This window comes from Butyrivibrio sp. LC3010 (assembly GCF_000424385.1).
Taxonomy (GTDB): domain Bacteria; phylum Bacillota; class Clostridia; order Lachnospirales; family Lachnospiraceae; genus Butyrivibrio.
Genome location: NZ_AUJU01000004.1, coordinates 202,325 through 224,563 on the forward strand (window position 1 = coordinate 202,325; position 22,239 = coordinate 224,563).

General features: G+C 40.1%; 21 protein-coding genes and 1 pseudogene. 17 read left to right on the top strand and 5 right to left on the bottom strand.

All coding sequences use genetic code 11. The annotated features are described in order from the left end of the window. Positions 1 to 82 precede the first annotated feature (82 nt). Together G622_RS0104810 and G622_RS0104815 are read left to right on the top strand one after the other, a co-directional pair. Complete coding sequence (locus G622_RS0104810) at positions 83 to 553, top strand: hypothetical protein (protein WP_026509751.1); 471 nt, start codon at positions 83 to 85, stop codon at positions 551 to 553. 102 nt (positions 554 to 655) lie between these two features. Beyond that, positions 656 to 874 carry a hypothetical protein gene (locus tag G622_RS0104815; protein WP_026509752.1) on the top strand — a complete coding sequence of 73 codons (219 nt, stop codon included), beginning with the start codon at positions 656 to 658 and terminating at the stop codon, positions 872 to 874. A gap of 150 nt (positions 875 to 1,024) precedes the next feature. Here the strand turns inward: G622_RS0104815 and G622_RS0104820 are convergent, their stop codons facing one another. Continuing rightward, on the bottom strand, positions 1,025 to 1,942 hold the full coding sequence (locus tag G622_RS0104820) for a LysR family transcriptional regulator (RefSeq protein WP_026509753.1): 918 nt from the start codon (positions 1,940 to 1,942) through the stop codon (positions 1,025 to 1,027). Positions 1,943 to 2,168: 226 nt separating this feature from the next. Here G622_RS0104820 and G622_RS0104825 point away from each other — a divergent pair, with 226 nt between their 5' ends. The 6 genes from G622_RS0104825 (at position 2,169) to G622_RS21660 (ending at position 10,109) form a co-directional block, all read left to right on the top strand. Then, on the top strand, positions 2,169 to 2,618 hold the full coding sequence (locus G622_RS0104825) for an Hsp20/alpha crystallin family protein (protein WP_026509754.1): 450 nt from the start codon (positions 2,169 to 2,171) through the stop codon (positions 2,616 to 2,618). 345 nt (positions 2,619 to 2,963) lie between these two features. Beyond that, positions 2,964 to 3,521, top strand: a complete 558-nt coding sequence (locus G622_RS0104830; protein WP_026509755.1) for an ECF-type riboflavin transporter substrate-binding protein — start codon at positions 2,964 to 2,966, stop codon at positions 3,519 to 3,521. A 7-nt stretch (positions 3,522 to 3,528) separates the two neighbouring features. Beyond that, positions 3,529 to 5,277, top strand: coding sequence for an ABC transporter ATP-binding protein (locus G622_RS21650; protein ID WP_044957119.1), 1,749 nt, complete (start codon positions 3,529 to 3,531; stop codon positions 5,275 to 5,277). Beyond that, positions 5,270 to 6,097 carry an energy-coupling factor transporter transmembrane component T family protein gene (locus G622_RS0104840; protein ID WP_026509756.1) on the top strand — a complete coding sequence of 276 codons (828 nt, stop codon included), beginning with the start codon at positions 5,270 to 5,272 and terminating at the stop codon, positions 6,095 to 6,097. Before G622_RS21650 ends, G622_RS0104840 begins: the two co-directional genes overlap by 8 nt. Positions 6,098 to 6,372: 275 nt before the next feature. After that, positions 6,373 to 8,757, top strand: a complete 2,385-nt coding sequence (locus tag G622_RS24310) for a GGDEF domain-containing phosphodiesterase (protein WP_049945688.1) — start codon at positions 6,373 to 6,375, stop codon at positions 8,755 to 8,757. A gap of 140 nt (positions 8,758 to 8,897) precedes the next feature. Continuing rightward, entirely contained in the window at positions 8,898 to 10,109 is a 1,212-nt protein-coding gene (locus G622_RS21660; protein WP_044957122.1) for an ion transporter, read from the top strand. Between the two features lie 28 nt (positions 10,110 to 10,137). On the opposite strand, the gene G622_RS0104855 is transcribed toward G622_RS21660, so the two are convergent. Together G622_RS0104855 and G622_RS0104860 are read right to left on the bottom strand one after the other, a co-directional pair. Then, positions 10,138 to 10,830 carry an anaerobic ribonucleoside-triphosphate reductase activating protein gene (locus G622_RS0104855; protein WP_026509757.1) on the bottom strand — a complete coding sequence of 231 codons (693 nt, stop codon included), beginning with the start codon at positions 10,828 to 10,830 and terminating at the stop codon, positions 10,138 to 10,140. After that, positions 10,827 to 11,432 carry an ECF transporter S component gene (locus tag G622_RS0104860; RefSeq protein ID WP_026509758.1) on the bottom strand — a complete coding sequence of 202 codons (606 nt, stop codon included), beginning with the start codon at positions 11,430 to 11,432 and terminating at the stop codon, positions 10,827 to 10,829. Before G622_RS0104860 ends, G622_RS0104855 begins: the two co-directional genes overlap by 4 nt. Before the next feature lie 185 nt (positions 11,433 to 11,617). On the opposite strand from G622_RS0104860, the gene pdxR reads away from it, so the two are divergent. Beyond that, entirely contained in the window at positions 11,618 to 12,715 is a 1,098-nt protein-coding gene (gene pdxR / locus G622_RS0104865) for a MocR-like pyridoxine biosynthesis transcription factor PdxR (RefSeq protein WP_026509759.1), read from the top strand. Positions 12,716 to 12,727: 12 nt separating this feature from the next. On the opposite strand, the gene G622_RS0104870 is transcribed toward pdxR, so the two are convergent. Next, positions 12,728 to 13,609, bottom strand: a complete 882-nt coding sequence (locus tag G622_RS0104870) for a helix-turn-helix transcriptional regulator (RefSeq protein ID WP_026509760.1) — start codon at positions 13,607 to 13,609, stop codon at positions 12,728 to 12,730. 162 nt (positions 13,610 to 13,771) lie between these two features. Here G622_RS0104870 and G622_RS0104875 point away from each other — a divergent pair, with 162 nt between their 5' ends. Both G622_RS0104875 and G622_RS0104880 read left to right on the top strand, forming a co-directional pair. After that, a complete protein-coding gene (locus tag G622_RS0104875; RefSeq protein ID WP_026509761.1) occupies positions 13,772 to 13,993 on the top strand; it encodes a hypothetical protein in 222 nt (73 codons plus the stop codon). A gap of 97 nt (positions 13,994 to 14,090) precedes the next feature. Further along, complete coding sequence (locus G622_RS0104880; RefSeq protein ID WP_026509762.1) at positions 14,091 to 15,371, top strand: O-acetylhomoserine aminocarboxypropyltransferase/cysteine synthase family protein; 1,281 nt, start codon at positions 14,091 to 14,093, stop codon at positions 15,369 to 15,371. A gap of 100 nt (positions 15,372 to 15,471) precedes the next feature. Here the strand turns inward: G622_RS0104880 and G622_RS0104885 are convergent, their stop codons facing one another. Next, positions 15,472 to 16,698: a ribonuclease H-like domain-containing protein gene (locus tag G622_RS0104885; RefSeq protein ID WP_044957124.1), complete on the bottom strand. Its 1,227-nt coding sequence runs from the start codon at positions 16,696 to 16,698 to the stop codon at positions 15,472 to 15,474. Between the two features lie 246 nt (positions 16,699 to 16,944). Here G622_RS0104885 and rsxC point away from each other — a divergent pair, with 246 nt between their 5' ends. From rsxC to G622_RS0104915, 6 genes and pseudogenes are all read left to right on the top strand, one after another. Next, complete coding sequence (gene rsxC / locus G622_RS0104890; RefSeq protein ID WP_026509764.1) at positions 16,945 to 18,261, top strand: electron transport complex subunit RsxC; 1,317 nt, start codon at positions 16,945 to 16,947, stop codon at positions 18,259 to 18,261. Between the two features lie 17 nt (positions 18,262 to 18,278). Then, positions 18,279 to 19,229, top strand: a complete 951-nt coding sequence (locus tag G622_RS0104895) for an RnfABCDGE type electron transport complex subunit D (RefSeq protein WP_026509765.1) — start codon at positions 18,279 to 18,281, stop codon at positions 19,227 to 19,229. Next, a complete protein-coding gene (locus tag G622_RS0104900; protein WP_044957126.1) occupies positions 19,226 to 19,828 on the top strand; it encodes an FMN-binding protein in 603 nt (200 codons plus the stop codon). Before G622_RS0104895 ends, G622_RS0104900 begins: the two co-directional genes overlap by 4 nt. A gap of 10 nt (positions 19,829 to 19,838) precedes the next feature. Then, positions 19,839 to 20,558: pseudogene (rsxE, locus tag G622_RS21665) on the top strand (electron transport complex subunit RsxE); the annotation flags it as partial. Between the two features lie 221 nt (positions 20,559 to 20,779). Then, on the top strand, positions 20,780 to 21,367 hold the full coding sequence (locus G622_RS0104910) for an RnfABCDGE type electron transport complex subunit A (protein WP_026509767.1): 588 nt from the start codon (positions 20,780 to 20,782) through the stop codon (positions 21,365 to 21,367). A gap of 15 nt (positions 21,368 to 21,382) precedes the next feature. After that, on the top strand, positions 21,383 to 22,183 hold the full coding sequence (locus tag G622_RS0104915; protein WP_026509768.1) for an RnfABCDGE type electron transport complex subunit B: 801 nt from the start codon (positions 21,383 to 21,385) through the stop codon (positions 22,181 to 22,183). Positions 22,184 to 22,239 lie beyond the last annotated feature (56 nt).

Genomic DNA, 22,239 nt, shown 5'->3' on the forward strand with positions numbered 1-22,239 from the left:
TAAAGTCAATTATGAAAACAGTAAACTGTCCTAAGGGATCCACATCAAGCAGTACTCCTTAGGGTCATGGAAGGAATATATAATGAGTCCTGATAATAGTTCTGAAATTACAAATATTTCACATGAGCAAATAACTGCTCTTACAGACAGCGCCATTGAAATGTGTGCCAAGATGGCAAATATTGAAATCAGCCCTACCGGCAATGATTCGCTGAACAAGCTTGATAATGTTATTGATCAGATCAAATCATTACGAAAGAAAAATCTCGTAACTGAGGAAATAGCAAGGAACATTGCTGCTCCTTTTGGAATTCTTGCAGGAGAGATTATGCTTAATAACAAGCTTAAGGATGCAGGTTTTTTATGGGTTACAACTAATAACTCCACTAAGTCTGAAGGGCTATCATCAATAATTCTTAGCGATAAAGCAGGAATAAACACTATAGATACCATATCTATGGTCTATAAAACGCTTCTGGACGATAATGAATCCAAATCCTCTCTTAATCAGTTTTTTGAAGCATTCTCACTTGTGCTGAGTATGACTTCCTGATTTGATTTACCTTTAGATTTTTACGAAATAGACACATTTTAATAACATTTTTTCGGTATTATCTTTATTGGTATTTCAAAAAACTGTAAGAAAGGAAGGCGTATGAGAATACTTGAATCAAAAATTGCAGAATATGTTGGGAATTACACAAGAAGGCATGGTTATCCACCTACCGTTGAAGAGCTTATCAGAGCTTTTAGTATACCTACTGTAATGTGTATGATGTTTTATATTTTAAATCTTTACAGAATAGGAATGATAAGAAATTCTCTTTTTTTCGGAACGGGGAACCTTAGGCTGATACCGATGAAAGTAAGATAAACTTATGTTGTTAATTAAATAGTGATGTATATGAGCTTTACACTATAACAGGATAATTTCTTCAGTTAAGGAAGCTCTATTATAAAAGCCCACAATTTCCGGTCATAGAAGTTGTGGGCTTTATTCACGAAATAACATCTTATCGTCTATTTACGCATCCTGAGGATTACTTTGTGCAAAGATTTCCAGTTTTTCTACAAATTTTTCACCCATTTCACTGAGCTTCACGCCTTTTCGTAAAATGTATCCGAAGGTGAGATTCTCTTCCTCTTTTAATTTAATATGAGTAAGATCAGAAGAATTGAGACTATCACCAAGCATTGCGGCTCCGACAGCATAGCCATTGAGTCCAAGCATAAGTTCAATTGATGTGGCTCTTTCGTTGGTGCTTATTATCTTTTTGTAATCATAGGTTGCAAGAGCCTCTTCTCTATAATAAAAAGATGTATTATCGCCCTGATCAAATACCATGCAGGGATAATCCTGAAGCTCCTCTAATGATAGTTCGTCTCTGCCTGCGAGAGGATGATCTTTTCTTAAGTACACATAAGTATTTCTGGTGAAAAGCTCATGAAACTCCAAAGAAGCATCAGCAAATATCTTTTTAAAAGTGTTTTTATTAAAATCACTGAGCGCTATTACACCTATTTCACTTTTAAGATTTTTGACATCTTCAATTACTTCGCTTGTCTGAGTTTCTTTAATGGAGAACTGATACTCATCAAGGTCATATTCTTTAACAGTTTCAATAAATGCATTAACAGCAATAGTATAATGCTGCATGGAAACAGAAAATGTAGGCTTATCATTCTTGGTATTAAGATATTTCTCTTCAACCTTTTCAAACTGTTCCACAGCATTTCTGGCATATGCAATAAATGATGCTCCAGCTGATGTTGTCACAACTCCGTTGTGGACTCTCTCGAAGATCTGTATTCCAAGTTCTTTTTCCAAATCTCTTATGGCGCTTGAAAGACCGGGTTGAGATACATAAAGCCTGTCAGCAGCCTTTCTCATGGAACACTCTTCATCAATGGCAATAACATATTTAAGTTGTAAAATAGTCATCTTGAAACCCCTTCTATTTTTTATATTCAATAATATAGCACAAAATGCATTTCGTAAGAAAAAATGATTCAAAAAATTGTTAGCACTCACTTGACAAGAGTGCTAACAAATGTTATAACAGTTATAGAACAAGGGAACAGAAATAAAGGGGGCAATAAAATAGAATGGACTCCGGTTCCGATGCTCAACGTTTATAAATTCTTTTATATATAAGGAGGTAACTATTATGTTGATGCCTAGTATTTTTGATGAGAAGTTGTTTGATAACTGGTTTGATTTCCCGATGTTTGGAGATTATGATAACACCGAGAGGAAGCTCTACGGAAGACACGCTGACAGACTGATGAAGACAGATGTTCATGAGAATGATGATCATTATGAAGTTGATATTGATCTTCCGGGCTTTAAGAAGGAAGAGATTTCACTGGAACTTGATAACGGATACCTTACAGTGAGCGCAGCTAAGGGACTTGATAAGGATGAGACGGATCACAGAGGTAAGCTTATCAGACAGGAGCGCTACAGTGGCTCAATGCAGAGAAGCTTCTATGTAGGTGAGAACCTTACGGAAGAAGATATCAAGGCTACATTCAGACATGGTGTTCTTAGTCTTAATGTTCCTAAGAAAGAACAGGCTAAGGTTCCTGAGAAGAAGATGATCATGATTGAAGGCTAATGTAAAATCTTCCGGAGCAAAATAACCAATGAAGAAAGAAATAACTTCTTTAGCAAATAAACTAAAGAAGAATAATATCTTCCTTAGCAAAATAACTAACGGATAACAGAATATCTTCGAGATTTGATGGCTTAAAGATAATTAGATCCCCTTAAAGCATTTCCGAGTCTGATATAAGGAATACACTTTAAGGGGATATTTATTTGAGTAAAAAAACAGTGTGCTGTCTACAAAATAATAATGTAATAATAATGTATCAAATTGTCCAAATTACTTTATTGCGTACATTTTACTTTTAAAATTATTATTGTATAATTAATTAAAATGTTTTTGAGGAGGATTGGAATGAATAAAAAATTTGGAATTAAAGAAGTTGTAGCAGTTGGTATAGGAACTGCTATTTTTGTGGCATTAACTGCTGTACAGATACCGTTGTTTTTGATACCTAACACATATCTCCAGCCCAGAATGGCAATACTTGCATTCTTTGCCGCAGCTTTTGGACCTATTGTTGGGGGTGTGATCGGAGTTCTGGGACATGCTCTTGGAGATGCCATATTTTATGGCTCAGTATGGTGGAGCTGGGTTATTCCTGAAGCAGTTGTTGGTGCTGCAATTGGATTTTTTGCTAAGCAGTACGCTGTTAAGGAAGGGAATTTCATATCAACAACCAATGTACTGATTTTTAATGGGGTGCAGACAGCAGCCAATGCTATAGCATGGATCGGAATTGCACCTGCTCTTGATATTCTTATTTATGCAGAGCCTACAAATAAAGTATTTATTCAGGGTGCATTTGCATTTATCGGTAATATCATTATCATCGCAATTCTTGGAACAATCCTTATATCTGCATATTCAAAGATTTCAGGAAAATCATCAGGACTAAAATTGGAGGATTAACAGTTTCGTGAGTGAGCCCATTATTGAGTTTGAGCATTTTTCTTTTAAGTACAAAGCTCAACAATTTCCAACACTTAATGATATTAATCTGAAGATTTACCCCGGAGAAAAAATTCTGATTGTAGGACAGTCAGGTTCCGGGAAATCAACTCTGGCTAATTGCCTTAATGCACTGATTCCATGTTCATATTCAGGTGAGGTTAATGGAACACTCCGAGTTTGTGGGAAAAATCCCGGCAAGCTCGGAGTGTTTGGCATGTCACAGATTGTAGGAACAGTACTGCAGGACACAGATGGTCAGTTCATTGCACTTACGGTTGCTGAAGATATTGCATTTGCTTTGGAAAATGACAATGTACCGCAGGATGAGATGGTACAGAGAGTGGCAAAAATATCGGAAAAGCTTGAACTTACAGATTTACTTGATTACGCACCCGGAGCTATGTCAGGAGGGCAGAAGCAGAAGGTTTCAATTGGCGGAGTTATGGTGAGCGATGTTAAGATCCTTTTGTTTGATGAACCGCTGGCGAATCTGGATCCTGCCACCGGCAAGAGTGCCATTAAGCTGATAGATGATATATCAAAAAATGATGATGTCACAATTGTGATCATTGAACACAGACTTGAAGATGCACTTTACAGGGATGTTGACAGGATTATTCTGATGGGCAATGGAACGATAGTTGCAGACATGAGACCTGACGACCTTCTTTGCAGCAATCTACTTTCTGATAACGGAATCAGAGAACCGCTCTACATATCTGCGATTAAGGCTTCAGGAGCAAAAATACAGCCTTCGTCCAATCCGAGAAATATCGAGATTATGGACTTAGAGCCGTACAAAGAAGACATAAAAAAATGGTTTTATTCCGTTAAGCCTTCGGTAAAGCAGTATTCAGAGGATGTCATTTTAGAGGTAAAGAATCTCTGCTTCAGATATGACAAGAAAAGAGATATTCTGAATAATGTCAGTTTTAAATTAAGACGGGGAGAGATGGTTGCTCTGGTTGGAAAAAACGGAGCGGGGAAAACCACGCTTTCTTCGCTTATCTGCGGATTTTTAAAACCGGTTTCCGGTGATATATATTTTCGTGGACAGGATATTTCCGGTCTTTCCATAAAGGAGAGAGGGGACAGGATAGGGATTGTGATGCAAAGCCCGAATCAGATGATCAGTAAGCCTATGATATCTGAGGAAGTCGGACTTGGTCTCAAGGTCAGGGAAGTGCCTGATGACGAGATTGAAAAGAGAGTAAATGAAACTCTTAAAATATGCGGTTTATATCAGCAGCGAAACTGGCCTGTGTCAGCTCTTTCTTTTGGCCAGAAAAAACGACTTACAATAGCATCAATTCTTGTGATGAATCCGGAACTAATCATCCTTGATGAGCCCACTGCAGGGCAGGATTTTGCACATTATACGGAGATAATGGAGTTTTTGAAAGAGCTTCGGGATAAGACGAATATTACCATACTGATGATTACCCATGACATGCATCTTATGCTCGAATACACAGACAGAACGCTGGTTTTGACAAACGGTAATCTGATAAAAGATGCACCTCCGTTTGATATTCTTACTGATGAGAACACCTGTGAAGCTGCATATCTGAAAAAGACATCTCTTTACGATCTTGCCGTAAGATGTGGTATAGAAAACCCGCCTGAATTTGCAGCCAGATTTATCGATGATGAAAACAGGCACAGGAGAGCATCCGACCGGAATAAGTCAGAGCAAGGAGGCAAAAATGGCTAAGGTTTTGTCCTATGAAAAACAGGATACATTTATTCATGAACTTAGCGGACTGACCAAACTGATAGTATTTCTCCTTTGGTGTTTTACAAGTGCGCTTACCTATGATACCAGAGTACTGGCAGCGATGCTGGTTATAGGTGCGGTGATATATTATATATCTGGAACCAAATGGGAACAGGTCTCGAAAGTTTTTTATGCAATCATGTTTTTCATGATCATCAACATGCTGGGAATATTTATATTAGCACCCTTTGAAGGTTGCAAAATCTATGGTACGAGAACAGATCTTTTTACTATATTTGGGAATTACATTGTTACGAAAGAGCAGCTTTTCTATGAACTTAACGTCACAATGAAGTATTTCACGGTAATACCGGGAGCTTTCATTTTCCTTACTACCACTGATCCCAGTGAGCTCGCGGCATCCTTAAACGGCATCGGAGTTCCCTACACTTTAGCTTATTCAGTTGAGATTGCCCTTAGATATATTCCTGATGTGCAGGATGATTTTCATAAAATAAAAAATGCTCAGGAAGCAAGAGGAATAGAGATGAGCAAAAAGGGGAATCTCATTTCCAGGATCACCAATACAGCCGTAATAATATTTCCGCTTCTTTTTTCATCCATGGAGAGAATTGACATAGTAAGTAATGCCATGGAACTTAGGGGCTTTGGCAAAAAGAAGAAACGCAGCTGGTATTCAAGAAAAAAGCTGACCGTGAGAGATTATGTGGTGCTGTTTTCGGCTGTGATTCTCAGTGCTGCGGCGCTTATACTCACATATCACGATGGGAACAGGTTCTATAATCCGTTTGTTTGAAAAATACGATATTTTTAAACATAAAATTATTATCAATAAATTTATAGAAAATTTATGTATTCTTTAATATAAATACAGATACATAAGTCTTAATTCATAAACATCGATTCTTATAGTGGTAGAATTATTAATATCATTATGAGGTCGGTGTTTTTATGACGAAACAGAGTACACTACAAAAAGTACGTTTGGTATTCATTTTGATAAGTGTCCTGAGTCTCTTGGTAGCCGTCTGGTATCTTCGGCAGTTTGTGACAAAGGATAGTACTCTCTCGATGGGTAGCCCTATTTACAAAGGTGAGGTGCAGCATCGAGTTCTTTTGTTGACTTCTTATAATTCCCAGTATTATACATTTGAACCCCAGGTTGAAGGGCTTAGAGAAATCTTTGAACCAAATGGCATCGAATTTGATTTAATGTTCATGGATGCTAAAAAGCACGGCTCTACAAAAGATATCGAAACATTTCACAATTATTTTGTTGAAAGAGTAAATATTCAGAGAGACTACGATGGTGTGCTGCTGGCAGATGATGAGGCAGTGAAATTTGCGATGCAATATCACGAGGATATTTTTCATGATATCCCCATTGTTTTCTTTGGTGTAAATAATATGACTCTCGCGCAGATGGCCGTTGAGAGATACGAAATGTATGGCTTTTTTGAAAATGATTATCTTGTTGATACCATGGAACTTGCCATTAAGCTCATGCCTGATAAGAAAGTATATTATGGAATTCATGATAATTCTCCGGCAGGTCTGGCAGACAGGGTGCTTTATAACAGAGTAAAAAATAACCATCCTGAATATGAATTCAATGAGATAAATATCGCCACAATACCTTTTGAAGATCTGGATACAGTAATTCAAAAAATACCATCAGATGCAGTTTTGATTTTTATGACCTGCTTCACTGATTCTGTTAAGATTGTCCATTCCACAAATGAGATGACCAACATAATAATAAATAATACGGATATTCCGATAATGCGTAATTTTTCCAGTGGTTTTAGTGATGGTGTGCTGGGCAGTATTGGTATAGATTTTACAATTCAGTGCAAAATGGCAGCAAAATATATGACTGACCTACTGAGTGGAAAAAGCATAAAGAATGATAAGCTGGTGGTTGATACTCCGCATTTTTCCGAATTTGATTATCTGATGCTGCAAAAATATGATATCGATGAGAAAAAGCTTCCCAATGATGCAGTCATATTCAACAGACCACTGACTTTCGTGGATATGTATGGAAATTTATTCCCTACACTCGGACTTATCTTTCTTTCTATGGTTTCACTTCTGGGTGCTGTATACACTACGGTACTTATAGGTAAAGAAACCAATAATGAACTAAGGGAATCCAAGGATGAGCTGATCAAATCCCAGGAAAAGCTAAAGTATCAGGCAGAACATGATGACTTTTTGGATATTCTGAACAGGCGAAGTGCTGTAGATTATCTGCGCGAGAATTTCACCATAAAACATGTATATTCAGTTCTGATGATAGATATAGATAATTTTAAGGATGTAAATGAGACCTACGGACATCAGCTTGCGGATGAAATATTGAAATATCTGGCACTGGAACTAGAACACATGGCGGATGCCAGGAACTGGATGATCGCCAGATACGGAGGCGACGAGTTCCTGCTGATGGTGCCAAATGAACAGCTTGATGAAAACTCAAATTCAATAGAAGAGATATTAAATATGTTCAGGACACCGATTCCTGTTGGAGATGAAACCATCATTCTGTCCTGCAGTATCGGAATCTCTGTGTCTGACGGTGCGACTTTGCCCGATCAGCATATCATGAACGCAGAGATCGCCATGTATGAAGCAAAGGTCAGAGGACGAAATAAAGCCTTCAAATATGCAGATGAGTTAAAGAAAAAAGTTCGTGAAGAAAACAAGATCAAGGCAAAGATTCTTGATGCTTTCGATAATGATGGATTCTACATGGTATATCAGCCTCAGATTGATGCAAAAACCAAGCAGGTAACAGGCTACGAAGCTCTTGTAAGAATAAAGGCAGAAGGGCTTTATCCCAATGTGTTTATACCGATTCTTGAGACCAGCGGATGGATTGGAAGACTTGGAAGAGTTACGACCGAACTGGTAATAAAACAGCTTGCAACCTGGCGTGATGAGGGCAAAAAACTGCATCCTGTTTCCATAAATTTTTCAAGTAACCAGATAGGTGATACAGGTTACGTGGACTTTATTAAGGGCCTTCTTTCGAGTTATAATATTTCAGGAGAGTTTGTTGAAATAGAAATAACTGAAGGACTTTTCCTTGAGCGCACAGACCAGGCAGAGAGACTGTTTGAGCAATTTAATGAGCTTGGAATCAAGCTTCTAATGGATGATTTTGGAACCGGCTATTCCTCCCTTGGCTATCTTACATATATCCCTGTTGATTATGTAAAACTCGATAAATCCCTGGTTGATGGTTACTTAGAGGATGGAAAGGATTCTTTCATAAAGGATGTCATCCAGCTTGTACATGACATCGACAAGAAGGTAATCGTTGAAGGCGTAGAGGAGAAGTGGCAGTATGAAAAGCTGAGAGCATTTAGCGCTGATATTATTCAGGGATATTATTTCAGCAAACCACTTATGCCCGGTGATGCGATAGAATTCAGAGCCGATGATAAATAAAAATATCAGAATTCTGGTACCTTGAGGGAATGTGATATTCGGGCAGATAAATAGTTCCTGCAGAAATTTGATAATAAGTTGGATTGTTAAATTTTATGGGGAAATGACTAATGCAGGAGAACTAAATAGGGGAGAGTGCTGTGGAAAAAAATAAAGGGTTTAATGAGTTCAGGAGTAAACTTTTCAGAGTTATATCTGTGGGATATCTCGGAGATTTTCCGAGTGTAGTCTATGACGTTATAGGATCAGCTGCGCTGGTATTAAATCTTGTCGCAGCGGTCCTTTCTACATTTGATGACGTACAATCTGTATGCGGCAGTGTTCTTGAACAGGTGGAATACTGGACCGTTCTGTTTTTTGCCATCGATTATATTTTTAGGGCAATATGCGCTAAGTGCATGTATCCTGATAAATCTGAATTTAAGGCATTTATCGCCTATTTCTTTTCACTGCTTGGAATAATTGATCTTTTAAGCTTCTTACCATACTATTTGCCGGTTTTCTTTCCGGCTGGAGCCACGGCCTTTAGAATGTTCAGAGTGGCCAGAGTTCTGAGGCTTTTCAGAATAAATGCTTACTATGATTCCTTAAATGTAATAACTGAGATCATTAAAAATAAAGCGCAGCAGCTTTTATCTTCGGTATTTATCATAGCTGTAATGATGCTTGCATCAAGCCTGTGCATGTACTCCCTTGAGCACGAGGCTCAGCCTGATGTGTTTGAAAATGCATTTTCAGGAATATGGTGGGCTGCATCAACACTTCTGACAGTAGGTTATGGAGACATTTACCCTGTGACTATTATGGGAAAAGTCTTTGGAATTATACTTGCTTTTCTGGGAGTTTTGATAGTTGCAATCCCTACAGGTATTATTTCCGCAGGTTTTGTGGAACAGTACACTAAGCTTAAGCACATGGGCGACTACTCAAAATCTATCGACATGCATTTTATAAAGATTCAGCTAAGTACTAAAGATAAGTGGGTAAACAAGAAAGTAAGAGAAGTGGAGTTGCCACACGGAGCGCTGATAGCAATGATCCAACGACAGGGAAATACTATCATTCCAAACGGAAATATAGTGTTTGAACCGGGGGACAAAGTAGTAATCGGAGCGCAGGCTTTAAAAAATGATACTCCCATGAATCTGAAGGAAGTCACACTTGGTCCCACTCACCCTTGGAATGATAAGTTTATAAAAGACCTGAATTTCCCAAGACAGACGATCCTGTTATCAATTAAACGCGACTCCCGCACAATAGTTCCGAAGGGCGGTGTGAAATTAAAGCAGGGAGATACCATTGTGGTTATATCCAAAGTCCACCTGCCGGAAGAAGACGAGATACAGGTTTGATGAAGTATTACCTGCGGGTCGCTTTCCATTACTCAATACCTCTTAATGATGAATTTGGTACATATTTCTTTACAATATCAAGAAATTCGGACATTTTATCTTTTGAAGGAGATGTAAGACTCTTATCAGGAACAGTATCTCTTTCAATGTACTGCTGAAGATAGTATGCTTTTGCGCCCTCAATCCATCTTCCTATATCTTCAAAATCAGAAGCGGTGTGATATTCATGGATTACAGTAGTCCTGAATTCATAATCGAGTCCTGAATTCATAATAATATCTATACTTCTGGAGATGATATCGGTATTAAGAAATGACAAGCCGCAGGTCATAGCGTATTTATCCCGTGAATTCTTAATATCCATCGCAATATAATCTATAAGTTTTTCGCCTATCAGATTGTTAAGTATTTCCGGATGATATCCATTGGTATCAAGCTTAACCAGATATCCCAGGTCTTTGATTCCGGATAAAAGAGAGGGGAGTGAAGGATTTAAGCAAGGCTCCCCGCCTGTTACCACAATGCCATCAAGTAGACCTTTGCGTTTTTCTAAAAATGAAAAAAGCTCATCCTCATCCATTATAGGAGGGAGAGTTCCGTTTACGATTTCAAAATTGTGACAAAATGGACATTTAAAATCGCAACCGCCTAAAAAGACGGTTGCTGCTACTTTTGACGGATAGTCCAATAATGTCATTTTTTGTAAGCCATGTATTTTCATGATGCCTGATGAATCTCGTGTCTTGTTATTGACGGGAAAAGGTTAGCCTTAAACAGTGCAGGACGAAGTGCATTGTAAAGAACTATAGCAATAAGTGAATTGATTACTGCATTTATTATTGTGGCATAGGTTGTAACTGCTACAAGAGCGCTGATTGCGGAAGCTGCTTTCTCAGCATTGGGGGTAAGAATTGTGTACCACACATACTTAAGTGAGGGCTCAAACACACAGTTAAATCCAAGTCCTGCAATAGCTGCTATGATAGACCACTTGAGAACATATGCCTTTTTGTTATCATCAGAAATCTTTGCAATCTTGTGAGCAACAAGACCTACTACCAAACCTATTACCAGTTTGCAGATGAAAGTTCTTGGAGCGGAGGCTGCGTAGCCGGAGATGATATCAGCAAGGGATAAACCGATAGCTCCGGCAAGTCCGCCGTAAAGACCTCCTAAAAGTAAAGCGCCGAGTACCACAAATGCATTTCCTACATGAACCTTCGTGCCTGAAGCGTTTATAGCAGGAAATACCGCGTAACCTACATAGCAAAGTGCAGCCATAAGGCCTGCATACGAAATTCTTGTAATTCGATCGTTTCTCATAATCTCCTCCGTGACCAATATGAATTATTTTTCGTTGACTTATTGACTTAACATAATATATCATCAAACTGGTAGTATTAAAAATATCAGATTTGGATTTTTTTATATAACCAGACAGGGCGAAATAAATATAAAGTCTATAGCAAAATAATAATAGATTTTACAAAAGACGGGCAGGTGTGAAAATGGACACAAATAAGAGATATCTTAAGGTTTACGAGCAGGTACGAGAGGATATCATTAATGGTCGATATCCGGTTAATACCAAGCTTCCGTCAAAGAGAGTCATGTCAGAAGCTATGGGAGTCAGTGTTATCACAGTTGAGCATGCCTATGAGCTTTTGATTGAGGAAGGATACATAACGGCTAAGGAAAAAAGCGGATATTTTGTGACTTTTGATGACAAGGAAATCTATACAGGATTAAAAGAAAGAAAGCCTGCAGCTAATAAAAAGACAGAGGAAACCGGAGAGAAGGGGAATACTATAAAGCAGGTTGCTCCTGCTGCGGCGAAATTTTCATATTCAATATATGCCAAAACCGTTAGGCGTGTCCTTAGTGAATATGAAAACTACATAATGACAAAGTCTCCTAAAAACGGTACCTTTGAACTTCGAAATGCCATCGCTCATTATCTTAGCAGATCGAGACGACTGGAGGTTTCATCTGATCAGATAATTATCGGCGCGGGGGCTGAGTATTTGTATGGCCTTATCGTGCAGACCTTCGGGCGGGACATCATCTACGGAATAGAGAATCCATCCTATCCTAAAATTCAGAAGGTTTACGAAGCAGGCGGCGCTAATATAGAAATGCTGAATTTGGGAAATGATGGAGTTGAAAGCGATGAGCTTTGGAAAGGGAAAATGAAAGTCCTTCATATCAGTCCTTATAGAAGCTTCCCCAGCGGAGTAACTGCATCTGCCGCCAAGAAAAGAGAATACCTGAAATGGAGCAAAAAAAATGACGGTTATATTGTGGAGGATGACTTTGAATCTGAATTTACACCAAGCAGAAAACCTGAGGAAACAATTTATTCTCTCGATACCGAGGGACGCGTCATATATGTAAACACCTTCACCAGAACAATCGGAAGCTATGCCAGATGCGCATACATGGTTCTTCCTGATGAGCTGCTTGAACTTTTTAATGAAAAAACCGGGTTCTATGAATGTCCAGTTCCGCCACTTGATCAGTATGTGATTGCGACACTGATTGAGAGCGGAGATTTTGAGCGGCACATAAACAAAGTACGGAGACAGAATAGAAATAAAAGTGTGTGATAATGAAGCTGATCATTGTTTATTACGCACCACCTCATTGCGATAATTTTTAGGCGAAATACCGTACTCTTTAACAAATGCTCTGTAAAATACCGAGTAATCCGTAAAACCATAAGCTGCAGCTGTGGCAGAAATATCCTGACCATTCAAAATTGCGTCTTTGCACATGGCAAGGCGCTTTTTTATTACATATTTATGTAAAGGAAGACCGTTCGTATCAGAGAACAGATGAGATATATGGAACTTGTTCACATGAAAAATATCGGACAATCTGTCCAGCGAGAGGTCTTCGTCTATATGAGACTCGATGTATAAAATGATACTCTGATACAGTGAATCCGGTTCAGAATCGGTTATTGAAGGATTCTCTGTTTCATGAACCATTCTGTTTATTGATAACATAAAATCACTGACAGATATCAGTATCTTTGCATCCTTTCCAAATCTGTCAGAATTAATTTCATCAATGAGAGTGAACACTTTTCCCTGAATAGCATTAAATTCAATTTCAGTAAATTTATGTATGAAAAATCGACCTGATGGCTTCGTTTTGTCAGTTAGAAAAAGGTAATCCTCAGAAATATTTGAAAGTGTATGAAGAAAGTCCTCAGTTACCCAAAAGACGAATCTCTTGTAGGGAGAGTCTGAATCCAAAAGCCTTGCAAAATGGGCAGCCCCGGGTGGAATAATGATCATGGTTCCGGGAACAGGCACAAATGATTTACCGTCAATATACATAATGATATGGCCGCCCATGAAAAAATAGAACTCATAATAATCATGGGTATGAGCCTTAACATCCGGGATAGTTTTGTCATTGTAATAATAGATTTCAAAATCACGTGACAGCATATACTGTCTGGTGCTGAATTCTGTTTTCAGATTTTTTTTCATAAAAACTCCATTTTGTCTGTGGAATAAAACAATCACCAACATACAATAGCAATAATTGCAATGTATTGCAATGGATTTGATTATCAATATATAATAAAAATGACACAATTGAAAAACACTTGAAGTGACAGGCAGGTTGTCTAATAATATAGAGGTGGCGTCATGCTTGATATTTTTATTTTAATAGGAACAACAACCCTTACACTTAGTGGAATTGTAGGGGCTATAATACTAATATCCTGGCCTGAGAGACCGCAGAATATTAAAGAAATGCATCTTAAGTGGAAGATATCACTTATAGTAGAAGCAGTACTTGCGCTTGCAACACTTGTTTTCTTTATATTATCAGTGGTATTTTGGTTCATAAACGGACGTAAGTTATAGAGGAAAGTCAGCTATTACTTTTTAGATGCTAAATAAAAAATGGATTCAGTTTTTATTAAGAAATTCGATATCCAATATAAACAAGAGAGGAGAAGTTATGAAAAATTACAGGATCAACACCAAGTGTGTTCAGGGAGGCTACACTCCGGGAAATGGGGAACCCAGACAGATACCGATAGTTCAGTCTACTACATTCAAATATGATACAAGTAGCGATATGGGAAAACTCTTTGATTTGGAGGCGGAAGGATATTTTTACACCAGACTTCAGAATCCCACAAATGACCATGTTGCAGCAAAAATTGCTGAACTTGAAGGAGGAACAGCAGCAATGCTCACATCTTCCGGACAGGCAGCTAATTTTTTTGCACTTTTCAATATATGCGAAGCAGGTGATCATATCGTTGCTTCAGCATCTATCTATGGAGGAACCTTCAACCTTATCTCTGTGACCATGGCAAAAATGGGCATCACAGCAACCTTCGTTGATCCTGAATGTACAGAAGAAGAGCTTAATGCAGCATTTCAGGATAACACCAGGGCAGTATTCGGCGAGACGATTGCGAACCCTGCGCTCACAGTCCTTGATATAGAGAAATTTGCAAAGGCTGCTCATTCTCACGGAGTGCCGCTTATAGTTGATAACACATTCCCCACTCCTGTGAATTGCAGACCTTTTGAATGGGGCGCTGACATAGTAACACATTCCACAACAAAGTACATGGACGGCCACGGAGCAGCAGTGGGCGGTGCCATCGTTGATTCAGGAAAGTTTGACTGGATGGCTCATGCCGACAAATATCCCGGACTTACAAAGCCTGATGAATCCTATCACGGAATCGTTTATGCAGAGAAGTTCGGAAAAGAAGGCGCTTTCATAACTAAAGCCACCTCTCAGCTTATGAGAGACCTTGGAAGCATTCAGGCACCTCAGAACGCATTTTATTTAAATCTTGGACTTGAATCACTTCATGTGCGCATGCCCCGCCATGTTGAAAATGGACTTGCTATTGCTGAGTTTCTTGAAAAACATCCGAAAGTTGTAAATGTAAATTATCCCGGACTTAAGAGCAACAAGTACTATGACCTTGCAATGAAATATATGGGTAACGGTGGATGCGGAGTTGTATCCTTCGAGATTGAGGGTGGAAGGAAGGCAGCAGAGGAGTTCATGGGCAGATTAAAGCTCTGTGCTATCGAGACTCATGTAGCTGATGCAAGAACATGCTGCCTCAACCCTGCAACCTCAACTCACAGACAGATGTCTGATGAGCAGCTTGAAGCAGCAGGAATCCCTGCAGGACTTATAAGAATTTCCTGCGGCCTTGAAGATAAAGAAGACCTTATAGAAGATATCAGACAGGCATTGGAAGCTTGATATATTAAGTAACAAGTTCGTGAAGGGCATCGCTTTGTGCGCTGCTTAAATAAAACCTCCCGTAGCCCGGGAGGTTTTATAACGTCAGAAAGAACAAGGTTTAAGCTCGTTCAATTATATGAGCCATAACATGCACAGCGTATAAGCTCATGGCTGCGCGGCTCTTTTTCAGCTCATCGGTCAGCTCAAAAAACAGTGACTTGTCGGCATAGTCTTTTTTGAAAACCGGGGAGAATATTGCATCCCACTCAACCAGATATTGTCCCGGTTTCCTGGTGTAGCAGGTGGAGGCAGTGGCCTGGACTCTGTGGGATTTGGGAGCAAACTGAGCAACGGATTTATGAAGCGCCTGATCTTCAGCAGGCAGATAATAGTAATCCTTGTAATTGTTGTAGAAATACTTAAGCTCAGTCTCATAAAGCGGAATTCTCAAAGTCGCTGTAGCGCCTTCCGCCTTGAAAAAGCATCCGTCCGCAGACCCGCCAATGGAAGATGGAAGAGTATCAGGAAGAGATATTTTCATAAGTATCTCTTCTTTTTGTTTTCCATCAAAATCCTTGTAATAATTGGCCTGCACCTTCATTGCACGAACCGGAAGGTCAATAACTGCATCGGGAGACTCATTATCAGAGCATTCATCTATACAAAATCCGGAACGAACCTGTGGGTATTCCGGAGCATCGGTTCTGAAAAGCACAACCTTTCTGTCTAAAAGAGCCCGGAAAAGATCATGATAGAAAAGCGCCGGAAGCAGCATGAACATTCCACGGACATCATCGGCATTGTGCAGGAGCAGAAGATTATATAACTTCTCATCCTTATTCAAAAGATAATCCTTGTAGACCTTTATCAGTTCACCTCCTGAATATACATCGGTGCGGTCTATGCCAAGGAATAGCTCGATGGTTTTCTGTTTGCAGTCCGGAACTCCAAGAATATTTTTATATGGAGCAAGACGCTTATAAATATCTATGGATTCGCATTCTTCAAGATGATTTTTTATATGAAAACGATCACACTTAAATTCAATAAAAGGAAGATCAAATCTATTGCCGTTAAAATGGAGCAGAACATGGAAATCTTTTGCAAAGTCCATGAAAGAGAGCAGAAGATCCTCTTCCTCACCACGGCTGTCGGAAAAAAACTGCCTAAGATTCCAGGTCTCGTTTCTGTAATAAGCGCAGCCTATCAGGTAAATCAGACTGTTTTTTGGTGAAAGACCTGTTGTTTCAATGTCGATAAATAAAATATCCTCCGGAGAGTCGGATATTCTCTCAAGGGGATAGCTTTCTGCTGATTCAGTGATAATTTCATCAATAATTTTCATACAAGCACACCTCATTGATCAGTATCTGTTTTTCAAACATATTCATTTTATCATAGAAATTGTGAAAATAAATGAGTAGATTTCTTATTAAAATCTGACTAATTATTTAATTTGTAGTATAATAAAAAAGGTATTTATTCGTTTGGAATAATTACACTTATGGGGGCTTCTATTATTTTCCATTATGTAAATAATATTCTGAACAAGAAAATATGGCCTGCTATGGCTAAAAAGGAAGGGTAGGAAATGGCTAAATTAACTTTTGTGGGCGGAGTGCATCCTTACGAAGGCAAAGAACTTTCCAAGGATAAACCCATCAAGGAAATTCTGCCAAAGGGTGATCTTGTCTATCCGATATCACAGCATATCGGTGCACCTGCAAAGCCTATTGTTGAAAAAGGCGATCATGTACTGGTGGGACAGAAGATTGCAGAATCGGCAGGTTTCGTCTCAGCACCGATCTACGCATCGGTATCAGGAACAGTCAAAGGAATCGAAAAACGGAGACTGGCTACAGGTAGTATGTGTGACAGCATCATCATCGAGAATGACGGCTTGTACGAGGAAGGAGAAATGCTTCCCACGAAGCCTCTCGAAGAACTTACCACCGAGGAGAAGATCAATCTCATCAGAGAAGCCGGAGTTGTCGGAATGGGCGGTGCCGGATTCCCTACTGCGGTCAAAATGTCTCCAAAGGAACCAGAGAAAATTGAATATGTAATCGCCAATTGCTCGGAGTGTGAACCTTATCTTACAAGTGACTACAGACGTATGATAGAGGATCCTGAGCTACTTTTGAGTGGACTTAGGATTGCAGTTTCTCTTTTCCCAAATGCGAGAGGAATTCTGGCTATCGAAGACAATAAGCCTGATTGTATTGCAAAATTCCGTGAGCTCACAAAGGATGACGATAAGATTATGGTTAAGGCACTTCAGACAAAATACCCTGAAGGTGCAGAACGCATGCTGATTTATGCATGTACAAAAAGAGAGATTAATTCATCAATGCTTCCTGCTGATGCAGGCTGCATAGTTGATAATGTTGATACCTTGTGCGCCATAAGCAGAGCTGTCATAGAGGGACGCCCGCTTATGGAGAGAATCGTTACCATCACAGGTGATGCAGTAGCAGATCCCAGAAACTATAAGGTCAGAATCGGCACAAATTACAGAGAACTACTCGATGATGCCGGCGGATTTGTTAAAGCACCTGCAAAGATTATTTCAGGTGGTCCCATGATGGGATTTGCATTATTTGACCTGGATGTTCCTACAACCAAGACGGCATCAGCTCTTACCTGTCTGACAGAGGATGCAGTTTCTGCAATGGAGCCAAGTGCCTGCATTAATTGCGCAAAGTGTGTGGATGTATGTCCTGAGAGACTAATTCCCAAGAACCTTGCTGATGATGTTGAGAATGGTCAGGAAGAAAAATTCCTTGCCGAATATGGAATGGAATGTTGCGAATGCGGATGCTGCAGCTACATTTGTCCTGCCAGAAGACAGCTCACTCAGCTGATAAAGGGTATGCGTAAAATCCAGCTTGGAAAGAGGAAGAAGTAAACGAAAGGAAAAAAACAATGAGTGATATGATGAAAGTTTCGTCAAATCCGCATGTTCGGTCCGGTGTGACAACCTCAAATATTATGATGTGGGTTGTCATAGCACTTCTTCCGGCTGCAGGCTTTGGCATTTACAATTTCGGGATAGATGCGTTGATAATACTGATTCTTTCGGTATTATCCACAGTCCTTACCGAGTTTTGTTTTGAAAAAGTTTTGAATAAAAAGATAACGGTTGGAGATTTTTCAGCGGTAGTTACAGGACTGCTTCTTGGAATGAACCTTCCAAGCACAGCCCCCTGGTGGCTTCCCGTGATAGGCGGCATTTTTGCAATTCTTGTTGTTAAGATGCTTTTTGGAGGACTTGGACAGAATTTCATGAATCCGGCTCTGGGAGCAAGATGCTTTTTGCTTATTTCATTCCCGGCATTCATGACCAACTTCACAACAGATACTTACACATCAGCAACTCCTCTTGCAGCTCTTAAGGCAGGAGAGGAAGTATCAGTCATCGATATGATCATAGGTAAAATTCCCGGAACCATCGGTGAGACATCCATGATCGCAATCGTAGTTGGTGCCTGCATTCTGATAATGCTTGGAATTATTGATCTGAAGATTCCCGGCTCCTACATAGTTTCATTTGTGCTCTTCATTATTATCTTTGGAGGACATGGATTAAACGGAGCTTATATCTCAGCCCAGCTTGCCGGAGGCGGTCTTATGCTCGGTGCATTCTTCATGGCTACGGACTACGTAACCTGCCCGATAACTGCAAAAGGAAAATATATTTACGGTGTTTTCCTTGGAATCCTGACCGGAATCTTCCGTGTATTTGGAGTATCGGCTGAGGGTGTATCCTATGCGATCATTATCGGTAATCTGATCGTTCCGCTCATCGAGAAGTACACAATCCCGAGAGCATTCGGTATCAGACCCGTTGAAAAGAAGGAGGAGAAAAAGGCATGACAGATATAAAAACAATGCTGAAAAATGCGCTCATTCTTTTCGTAATAACTTTAGTTGCAGGTGTTTCTCTTGGTTTCGTATATCAGGTTACAAAGGAACCTATCGCTTATCAGAACGAGCTTGCTCAGATAAAGGCTAATCAGGCTGTGTTCTCAGATGCAGCAGATTTCGAGGATGTAGCCATTGACGAAGAGAAGAAAGCAGCAGTTCTTAGCGGAGCTGATTATGGCAAAATCGATATAGTAAGTGCTAAAAAGGCAGTTGATGCTTCAGGAAACGGACTTGGCTATGTTGTTCAGGTTTCCAGTGGCGGTTACGGAGACAAGATCGTTTTCACAGTTGGTATTACTAATGACTCAAATGTTAACGGAATTTCAATTATTTCTATAAATGAAACTCCTGGACTTGGAATGAATGCTGAGAAGGTTATCGTTCCTCAGTTTGAAGGAAAACCGGCCGCACAGTTTTCAGTAACTAAAAATGATCCGGCATCTGACAGTGAGATAGAAGCTATTTCAGGTGCAACGATCACATCAAAGGCTATAACATTTGGCGTAAATGCAGCAGTGCAGTATTTCGAGTCTGCACTTGCAAATTAAGGAGGTTCGTATGAGTGAAGAGAATAAAGGAGCTTTAGGCTTCAAACAGGACACTCCTGCGGAGCGCTTCCTGAATGGACTTATAGTTGAGAACCCCACACTGGTTCTTATGATTGGTATGTGTCCTACACTTGCGGTTACGACATCTGCAATCAACGGTGTTACCATGGGACTTGCTACAACCTTCGTGCTTGCCCTTAGTAATGCAGTTATTTCACTTTTAAGAAAAGTGATTCCTGACACCGTTCGTATTCCTGCTTTCATCGTTGTTATTGCATCCTTTGTTACATTGGTTCAGCTTGTGATGCAGGCCTACGTGCCGGTGATGTATGCAGCTCTGGGTGTTTACATTCCGCTTATCGTTGTTAACTGTATCATCTTCGGTAGAGCAGAGGCATACGCTTCAAAGCATAATGTGGTTCCTTCCTTCTTCGATGGAATCGGCATGGGACTTGGCTTTACCTGTGCTATTACTGTTATCGGACTTTTCAGAGAACTCATCGGCGGCGGCACAATGTTCGACGTTCAGATTTTTGGTGAAGGCTCTGTAGTACCGGGACCTGTGGGATATTTCTTTAGCCTGTATCAGCCTATAAGAATATTCATACAGCAGGCAGGGGCATTTATCGTACTTGCAGTACTGATTGCCATAATGAACCAGGTTAAGTTCAATATGGAAAAGAAGGGCAAGGACACATCCAAGTTTGGTGTTGGCGGATGCTGCAGCGACGTTGAAATCAAGGATCCCAAGAAGGTTAAGGAAGAACTTCTTGCAAAAGAAAAGGCAGCAAAGCTTGAGGCAAAGCCTGAGACAATAAAGCCCGGTGATATAAAGGCTCCTGAAAAAGAAAAGGTATTATCAGGATTTGAACAAATCAAGGCTACAACAGCACAGGCTAATACAAATGCATCTATAAAAGAAGTAGTAACACCGGGAGAGGAGGATAAGAAATGACAGACACTATAATCGGACTTTTATCCATAATGATAACTGCCTCTCTTGTAAATAACGTAGTCCTGAGTCAGTTCCTTGGACTTTGTCCTTTCCTTGGAGTTTCAAGAAAGACAGATACCGCCTTTGGTATGGGCATGGCGTGCGTGTTCGTTATATCATTGGCTTCACTTGTAACAAATGCAATTTATAAGTTTATACTTTCACCACTTGATCTTTCATTTTTGCAGACTATTGTTTTCATAATGGTTATTGCTATGCTGGTTCAGTTCGTGGAAATGTTTCTTAAGAAGTTTGTTGTATCACTTTATCAGTCACTTGGTGTGTATCTTCCTTTGATAACAACAAACTGTGCAGTGCTCGGTGTTGCTCTTAACAACGTAACCGATGGCTACAATCTTCTTGAGAGTACAATCTGCGGTTTTGCGACAGCTGTTGGCTTCACTATCGCAATAGTAATCCTTGCCGGTATTCGTGAGAAGATCCAGTTTAACGACATTCCAAGACCTTTCAAAGGAATGCCCACTGTACTTCTTGCAGCAGGACTTATGGCAATAGCATTTACAGGATTTTCAACACTTAGGTAAATATCAAAGGAGAAAATTATGATTAGTGGTGTACTCATTGCTACGGCAGTGGTCGCAGGAGTAGGTATTCTTATCGGAATAATCCTTGGCGTTGCTGACATGAAACTGCACGTAGATGTTGATGAGAAAGAACAGGCTATATTGGAAGCACTTCCAGGTAACAACTGTGGTGGATGCGGATTCCCGGGATGTTCAGGTTGTGCAGCTGCAATAGCAAAGGGCGAGGCGCCTGTAAGTCAGTGTCCTGTCGGAGGACCTCCGGTTGCAGCAAAGATCTCAGAAATCATGGGAGTGGATGCAGGTGATGCAAAGCGCTTGGTTGCATATGTTCACTGCGGAGGCGATTGCGAGCAGGCTACTCAGAGATACGAGTACTACGGCGCAGATGATTGCCGTGTGATCAACCAGGTTCCGGGCGCAGGCCCTAAGACTTGTACCTTCGGATGCCTTGGCGGCGGCAGTTGTGTAAGCGTGTGTCAGTTTGATGCGATTCATATAGTAAACGGAATCGCTGTAGTCGACAAAGAAGCTTGTAAGGCCTGCGGCCAGTGTGTGAACATCTGTCCCAGACATCTTATTGATCTTATACCTTACGATGCGACAGAATCAGTTCGCTGCAAATCTCAGGATATGGGCCAGGCAGTCAACAAGTACTGTAAGGTCGGCTGTATCGCCTGCCACATCTGTGAGAAGAATTGTCCTTCCGGTGCCATCACCGTAGAGAACAACGTCGCAACCATCGATCAGGACAAGTGCACACACTGCGGCCTCTGCGCACAGAAGTGCCCGAAGAAAGCTATTCAGGTTGTGGGATGAGTGGATTATAATAGTAATTTATATAGTGGGAAGTGGGAAGCCTGGGCTTCCCACTT

What these genes read in the sequence shown, in the direction of transcription:
- G622_RS0104825 (WP_026509754.1), top strand. Translation starts at nt 2,169, where the DNA reads ATGTTGATGCCTAGTATTTTTGATGAGAAGTTGTTTGATAACTGGTTT.
- G622_RS0104885 (WP_044957124.1), bottom strand. Translation starts at nt 16,698, where the DNA reads ATGAAAATTATTGATGAAATTATCACTGAATCAGCAGAAAGCTATCCC.
- G622_RS0104840 (WP_026509756.1), top strand. Translation starts at nt 5,270, where the DNA reads ATGGCTAAGGTTTTGTCCTATGAAAAACAGGATACATTTATTCATGAA.
- G622_RS0104900 (WP_044957126.1), top strand. Translation starts at nt 19,226, where the DNA reads ATGACAGATATAAAAACAATGCTGAAAAATGCGCTCATTCTTTTCGTA.
- G622_RS0104910 (WP_026509767.1), top strand. Translation starts at nt 20,780, where the DNA reads ATGACAGACACTATAATCGGACTTTTATCCATAATGATAACTGCCTCT.
- G622_RS0104810 (WP_026509751.1), top strand. Translation starts at nt 83, where the DNA reads ATGAGTCCTGATAATAGTTCTGAAATTACAAATATTTCACATGAGCAA.
- rsxC (WP_026509764.1), top strand. Translation starts at nt 16,945, where the DNA reads ATGGCTAAATTAACTTTTGTGGGCGGAGTGCATCCTTACGAAGGCAAA.
- G622_RS0104880 (WP_026509762.1), top strand. Translation starts at nt 14,091, where the DNA reads ATGAAAAATTACAGGATCAACACCAAGTGTGTTCAGGGAGGCTACACT.
- pdxR (WP_026509759.1), top strand. Translation starts at nt 11,618, where the DNA reads ATGGACACAAATAAGAGATATCTTAAGGTTTACGAGCAGGTACGAGAG.
- G622_RS0104815 (WP_026509752.1), top strand. Translation starts at nt 656, where the DNA reads ATGAGAATACTTGAATCAAAAATTGCAGAATATGTTGGGAATTACACA.
- G622_RS0104820 (WP_026509753.1), bottom strand. Translation starts at nt 1,942, where the DNA reads ATGACTATTTTACAACTTAAATATGTTATTGCCATTGATGAAGAGTGT.
- G622_RS24310 (WP_049945688.1), top strand. Translation starts at nt 6,373, where the DNA reads ATGGGTAGCCCTATTTACAAAGGTGAGGTGCAGCATCGAGTTCTTTTG.
- G622_RS0104895 (WP_026509765.1), top strand. Translation starts at nt 18,279, where the DNA reads ATGAGTGATATGATGAAAGTTTCGTCAAATCCGCATGTTCGGTCCGGT.
- G622_RS0104870 (WP_026509760.1), bottom strand. Translation starts at nt 13,609, where the DNA reads ATGAAAAAAAATCTGAAAACAGAATTCAGCACCAGACAGTATATGCTG.
- G622_RS0104860 (WP_026509758.1), bottom strand. Translation starts at nt 11,432, where the DNA reads ATGAGAAACGATCGAATTACAAGAATTTCGTATGCAGGCCTTATGGCT.
- G622_RS0104830 (WP_026509755.1), top strand. Translation starts at nt 2,964, where the DNA reads ATGAATAAAAAATTTGGAATTAAAGAAGTTGTAGCAGTTGGTATAGGA.
- G622_RS0104855 (WP_026509757.1), bottom strand. Translation starts at nt 10,830, where the DNA reads ATGAAAATACATGGCTTACAAAAAATGACATTATTGGACTATCCGTCA.
- G622_RS0104875 (WP_026509761.1), top strand. Translation starts at nt 13,772, where the DNA reads ATGCTTGATATTTTTATTTTAATAGGAACAACAACCCTTACACTTAGT.